Raw genomic sequence first — 6,639 nt, forward strand, 5'->3', positions numbered from 1 at the left:
CGCGCCGACGACCAAACCAAGATACGCGGCTACCGCGTCGAACCCGGCCACATCGAAGCCGCCCTGCGCGAACTACCCGAGGTCGCCCACGCCGCCGTCATCATCCGCGAGAACCAACCCGGCGACCGCCGCCTCATCGGCTACATCGTCGCCACCACACCCCACGACCAACTACCCGACCTACTGCGCGAACAACTCCGCGACCGGCTGCCCGACCACATGATCCCCGACGCCCTGATCCTGCTCGACGAACTCCCGCTCACCGCCAACGGCAAACTCGACAAACGCGCCCTGCCCACACCCGGCACCACCCACCAAACCCCCAGCCGCCAACCCCGCACCCCCACCGAACAACACCTCTGCCGCATCCTCGCCGACCTACTCACCCGCGACGACATCGGCATCGACGACAACTTCTTCGACCTCGGCGGCCACTCCCTACTCGCCACCCGCCTCATCACCCGCATCCGCACCGAACTCCACCTCGAACTCCACCTGCGCACCCTGTTCACCCACCCCACCATCGCCAGCTTCAGCGGACTACTGACAGATGCGGCTACCGGCCGTCCGGTACTCAGCGCGGTCGAACGCTCCGGTGAGCTGCCGCTGTCGGCCGGTCAACAGCGCATCCTGCTCATGCACGCGATGGTCGACCGGCCGATCTTCAACGTGCCGATCGTGTTGTCGTTGTCGGGTGAGGTGGACCGGGAGGCGTTGGCGGCGGCGCTCAACGACGTCGTGGCCCGGCATGAAGCACTGCGCACCGTCTTCCCTGACGGCCGCGCCCAAATTGTGGAGCACCCCTCAATCGAGCTGAGGGAAGGCGGATCGATCGAGGAGGTGTCGGCCCGGCCGTTCGACCTGACCTCTGATCTGCCGATACGGGCCCACCTGATCGGCGACGTGCTGGTACTCGTACTGCACCACATCGCCTGCGACGGCTGGTCAATGCGGCCACTGGCCCGCGACCTGGCCGAAGCTTATGCGGCCCGCCGCGCCGGCCACGCACCCGACCTGCCGCCACTGCCCGTCCAATACGCCGACTACGCCATCTGGCAACGAGAACTGCTCAGCGAACTCGAACCCGACGGCCTCGCCGCGCGCCAGCTCGACTACTGGCGAACCCAACTGGCAGATCTTCCCGACGAAACAGGTCCGGCCACCGACCGGCCGCGGCCCGCGACGCGCACGTACGCGGGCGATGTCGCCACCTTCGAGGTCGGCGCCGAACTGCATCGCCGCCTCACTGAGCTGGGACAGCAGCATCGAGCCAGCCTGTTCATGGTGGTTCAGGCCGGCCTGGCCGCGTTGCTGACCCGGCTGGGGACGGGAACGGATATCCCCCTGGGCACGGCGGTGGCCGGGCGCAATGATCCCGCGCTGGATGATCTGGTCGGGTTCTTCGTCAACACGCTGGTGCTCCGCAACGACACCTCCGGACGCCCGACCTTCCATGAGCTGCTCGATCGGGTACGGGAGACCGACCTGGCCGCCTACGCCAACCAGGACGTTCCGTTCGACCGGGTGGTCGAGGAGATCAATCCCGGCCGTCGCACCGACCGTAGCCCGCTGTTCCAGATCATGCTGGGCTTCCAGAACACCGCAGAGGCCACCTTCGAGCTGGCCGGGCTGCACGTTGACGAGCCGACCGGGGCCTTCACGCAGCCGCACGCGAAGTACGACCTGGAATTCATCGTGCGCGAACGCCCGGGCGGTGGTGCCGAAGGCCTGCTGCTCTACAGCACCGACCTGTTCGACGCCACGACCGTGCGCACGCTGCTGGATCGGCTGATCCGATTCCTCGAGGGTGTCGCAGCCGACCCGGGTCGACCGGTGACCGACATCGACATCCTGTCCGCCGACGAGCGCCGGCTGATCCTCGAAGCGCCACGCCAGGCAGGTCCGGGCCGCACGCTGCCCGAGCTGCTGCGGTCCCAGGCCGAGCAGCACCCGGACCGTACGGCCCTCGTCTGCGGTGGCGACCGGCTCACCTACCGGCAGCTGAGCGAGCGCGCCAACCGGCTGGCTCACCGGCTCACCGCGATGGGCATCGGGCCCGAGGATCTGGTCGCGGTCCGCCTGCCGCGTTCGACGGAGCTGGTTGTGGCGCTGCTCGGCGTGCTGAAAGCGGGCGCCGGCTACGTGCCCATCGACCAGGACTACCCGGCCGAACGCGTGGCCCTCATGCTGGAGGACGCCCGGCCGCGTCACGTCATCGACACCGCGGAGGCAGCCGACGGGCCGCCCGGCCCGTCCCACGACCCGGACATCCGGCCGGCACCGGCAAGCGTGGCCTATGTCGTCTACACCTCCGGCTCGACCGGCCGGCCCAAAGGAGTCGTGGTCGAGCATCGGGCGCTGGCCGACTACCTGGCCTGGACGACCAGCGAGTACCCCAGTGCGGCAGGCGTGGCGCAGGTTCACACGTCGATCGCGTTCGACCTGACCGTGACGGCGCTCTACACACCCCTGGCCATGGGTGGCTGCGTCGTGCTGACTGCTCCCGATCAGAAGGGCCCCAGCGTCGACGCCGGGCAGTGCACGTTCCTCAAGGCCACTCCCAGCCACCTGCCGCTGCTGAACCCGCTGCCGGAGGACTTCCTGGCCGGCGGAGACCTGCTGCTCGGGGGCGAGGCGCTGACGGGAGCCGCGCTCGCCGCATGGCGCCAACACCACCCGGATGTCACCGTACGCAACGTCTACGGTCCCACCGAGGCCACGGTCAACTGCGCCGAGTTCTGCATTCGTCCCGGCGACGAGATCTCGCCGGGCCCCGTACCGATCGGCCGGCCGCAGGCCAATGCCCGGCTCTACGTCCTGGACCGCCAATTGCAGCCGGTAGCACCGGGCGTGACCGGCGACCTCTACATCGCGGGAACCGGCTTGGCCCGCGGATACCTTGGCCAGCGCGCGCTGACAGCCGCTCGATTCGTCGCCGATCCCTACGGCCCGCCCGGAACTCGAATGTACCGCTCAGGCGATCTCGCCCGGTGGCGGCCAGACGGTCAACTGGAGTTCGTGGGCCGAGCGGATGACCAGCTGAAGGTGCGAGGCTTCCGGGTGGAGCCCGGTGAGATCGAAGCGGCACTGCGCGTGCTGCCGGAGATCGATCAGGCCGTGATCGTTGCCGACGAACAGCAACGGCTCGTCGCGTACGTCACCCCGGCCGGCATCGACACCGCCGCGGTCCGCGAGCAGGCCGCCCGGACACTTCCCCCGCATATGGTGCCCGAGCTCGTGGTGCCGCTCGAGCGGTTGCCGCTGACCGCGCACGGCAAGCTGGACCGAGCGGCGCTGCCCGCCCCCGAACCCGCGGGACGGACGACGGCCCGGGTCCTGCCCCGTACCGCCACCGAGCAGGCCCTCGCCGCCATCTGGTCCGACCTGCTCGGTGTCGAACAGGTCGGCGTCACCGAAAGCTTCTTCGACCTCGGCGGCCACTCGGTCCTGGCCGTCCGGATGCTCGGCCGTATCCGAGCGGACCTGGGAGCGGCGATTTCGCCGCAGGCAATTTTCGCCACTCCGACGGTCGAGATGCTCGCCCGCCAGATCGACGGGCCGGCAGCGCCCGAGATCGACGCGGTCTTCGATCCTCAGCTGACGATCGATGAACTGCTCCCCGCCACCCTGCCGCCGCCCGGAAACGCGCCGCCCCGGCACCTGCTGCTGACCGGGGCCACCGGATTCGTCGGCAGGGACCTCACCGCCGAGCTTCTCCGGCGACCTGACCTCACCGTGCACTGCCTGGTGCGGGCGGCGGACACCGCCACCGCGCTGGATCGCATCCACGGCGCCCTCGAACCGTACGGATTACGGCCGGAGGAGATGGCCGGCCGCGTCCGCGTCGTCGTGGGCGATCTGGCCGCACCCCGGCTGGGGCTGACGGCGAAAGCCTTCGACGAGCTGGCCGGCGAGATCGACACCATCCTGCACAACGGCGCCCAGGTAGACGCACTCCGGCCCTATGCCCAGCTCGCGGACGTGAACATCGGCGGCACGGGGGAGCTGCTCCGGCTCGCCGCGACCTCCCGGCGCAAGAGGTTCCACTACGTGTCCACCGTATCGGCGGCTGCCGCCGAAGCTGGAGCGCCCAGCTCCGGCTACGCCCAGACCAAACTGGACGCCGAACGGTTGGTCCACGCCGCCGGCGAGCGCGGTCTGGAGACAGCCGTCTACCGGCTGCCGCGCATCACCGGCGAGACGCACCATGGGCGCCACAACGATCGGGACATCATGTTCCGGCTGCTGCGCGTGGTATTCGACCTCGGCATCGCTCCGGACCTGGGACTCGAGGAGGACTGGATCCCGGTCGACCAAGCCGCCCGCCGGCTCGCGGCGCTGGCCGGGGAACCGCCCGGAGGCCGGCGCATCCTGCTCACCGCCGAACGGCCGGTGCGTATCGACGAGTTCCTGGACCATGCCCGTCAGCGCGGGCTGGCGATTCGCGTGTTGCCCGTCGCCGAGTGGCTGAGCGAGCTGGAACATCGCAACCCCGATGAGCACGCACTGCTCAACCAGATCGTCCACTCGCGCTCAGGCCCGGACGTGCGCCCCGGGCAGCAGGGCTTCGCCGCCGTCGTCGCCGGCGGAGTGGACGAAACCACTCTGCAGCACTACCTCGACCACCTGATCGCGAATGGAGAAAGCCGATGTGGAAGCCATGTGTCCTCACGCCCAGCGACCTGAACACCTCCGCGGGGGCCGACGGCCTCATCACCGCCGTCTCCGACAAAGCCTGGTTCGATGCCGCCCTGATTCGCGAGAAAGCGCTGGTCTTCCGCGAATTCGGCGTTGCGGCCGACGAACTCGAACCGTTGCTTCGTCTGCTGTTGCCTGACCGGCTGCCCTACGTGCACGGCAATTCCCCGCGCACCAAAGTCGGCGACAACGTCTACACCTCGACCGAGTACCCGGCCGAGCTCACCATCTCCATGCACAACGAACTGTCGTACAGCGGGCAGTGGCCGGCCAGGCTGCTGTTCTACTGCAAACAGGCCGCCGCGACCGGTGGCGCCACACCAGTCGTCGATGGAGAGCGCTGGCTGGCCTCCCTCGACCCGGAGGTCCGGGACGCCTTCTCCGTCGGCGTCCGCTACACCCAGAACCTGCATGACGGCTTCGGCTTCGGGCGCAGCTGGCAGGACACCTTCGAGACCACCGACCGAGCGGATGTCGAGAAGGTCCTTGCGGCTCAGGACTGCGAATGGGAGTGGAAACCGGACGGCGGCCTGCGGATCTGGCAGGTCCGCGCGGCCACCACGCGGCACCCCGCCACCGGTACCGAAGTCTGGTTCAACCAGGCCGACCAGTGGCACCCGTCCGCTCTCGACGGTGAGGCCGCCGCAGCGCTGCGGGATCTGCTTGCGCCCGAGGACATGCCTCAATCGGTGACCTTCGCCGACAACAGTCCCATCCCCGAGGAGTACATCACTCAGATCAGGACGCGCGGGCTGGACGAGGCGGTCGATGTCAACTGGCGTGAAGGGGACCTCCTCGTCATCGACAACGTCTTGGTCGCGCACGGGCGGCGGCCGTACACGGGTTCCCGCAAGGTCCTCGTGGCGATGTCGGGCTGAGGGATGACGATGCGAACCACCACGCTGGGCCCGTGCGGACCCGTCGGACGTATCGGCCTGGGTTGCATGGGGATGTCCGCGGGCTACGACCCGGCCTCGCGTGACGACGAGAACTCGGTAAGGATCATCCATCGGGCGATCGAGCTGGGCGTCAATCTGATCGACACTGCCGACGTCTACGGCCCCTTCGTCAACGAGGAGCTGGTCGGCCGGGCGATTCGCGGTCACCGTGACGAGATCGTGCTCGCCACGAAGGCCGGCCTGGTCTATGCGGGCGATGGACCTTATGACGAGGTGGCTCCCGAGAGGAACGGGCGGCCCGAGTACATCCGTCAGGCGATCGACGCATCGCTGCGGCGGCTCGGCATCGATCACATCGACCTGTGGCAGTTGCACCGGATCGATCCAGCGGTCCCGGTTGAGGAGACGTGGGGTGCGATGGCCGAGGCCGTGATCGACGGCAAGGTCAGTGCGCTCGGTCTGTGTGAGGTGAGCGTCGAGGATCTGCGTCGAGCACAGCAGGTTCATCCGGTCGTCGCCGTGCAGTCCGAGCTCTCGCTGTGGACCCGGGAGCCGCTGGCCGAGGTGCTGCCGTACTGCGCCGAGAACGGGATCACGTTCATCGCGTTCTGTCCGCTGGGCCGTGGCTTCCTCACCGGGCGGTTCAGATCAGCTGCCGATCTGAACGCCGGGGATGCCCGCCGGGGGCTGCCGCGATTCCAGGAGGAGGCGATCCGGGCCAACCGTACGATCGTGGAGCGGATCGCCGAGATCGGCGCAGACTATGGAGCCACACCGGGGCAGGTGGCGCTGGCCTGGTTGCTCGCCCGCGGCCCGAATGTCGTGCCCATTCCCGGTACCACGGCGGACGGACACCTCAAGGAGAACGTGGCCGCAGACGCGATCGCGCTCGATGCCGATGCGCTCGCTGCCCTGGACGCTCTGCCCCAGCCGACCGGTTCACGCTATTAGTACTGCTACGGCGGTTCGTAGCTTCCGAGCGTGCTGAGTCGTTTGCGGTAGTGGGAGTCACGGGATCGTTGAAGGCAGCGGCGGCGGAAGG

3 protein-coding genes are annotated in these 6,639 nt (G+C 68.7%); all 3 read left to right on the forward strand.

What is annotated here, in order from left to right; translation table 11 throughout:
• Positions 1-4,686, forward strand: a 4,686-nt coding sequence (locus AB0F81_RS49940) for an amino acid adenylation domain-containing protein (RefSeq protein ID WP_360211291.1), incomplete at its 5' end; no start/stop codon positions are given.
• Positions 4,650-5,576 carry a TauD/TfdA family dioxygenase gene (locus tag AB0F81_RS49945; RefSeq protein WP_360211293.1) on the forward strand — a complete coding sequence of 309 codons (927 nt, stop codon included), beginning with the start codon at positions 4,650-4,652 and terminating at the stop codon, positions 5,574-5,576. The genes AB0F81_RS49940 and AB0F81_RS49945, both read left to right, overlap by 37 nt.
• Before the next feature lie 9 nt (positions 5,577-5,585).
• Complete coding sequence (locus tag AB0F81_RS49950; RefSeq protein ID WP_360211295.1) at positions 5,586-6,548, forward strand: aldo/keto reductase; 963 nt, start codon at positions 5,586-5,588, stop codon at positions 6,546-6,548.
• The last annotated feature ends 91 nt before the right edge of the window (positions 6,549-6,639 follow it).

Source organism: Actinoplanes sp. NPDC024001, from assembly GCF_040638955.1.
Classification (GTDB): Bacteria; Actinomycetota; Actinomycetes; order Mycobacteriales; family Micromonosporaceae; genus Actinoplanes.

Bases quoted from the DNA above. Each gene is read 5' to 3' on its own strand.
- AB0F81_RS49945 (WP_360211293.1), top strand. From the start codon at position 4,650: ATGTGGAAGCCATGTGTCCTCACGCCCAGCGACCTGAACACCTCCGCG.
- AB0F81_RS49950 (WP_360211295.1), top strand. From the start codon at position 5,586: ATGCGAACCACCACGCTGGGCCCGTGCGGACCCGTCGGACGTATCGGC.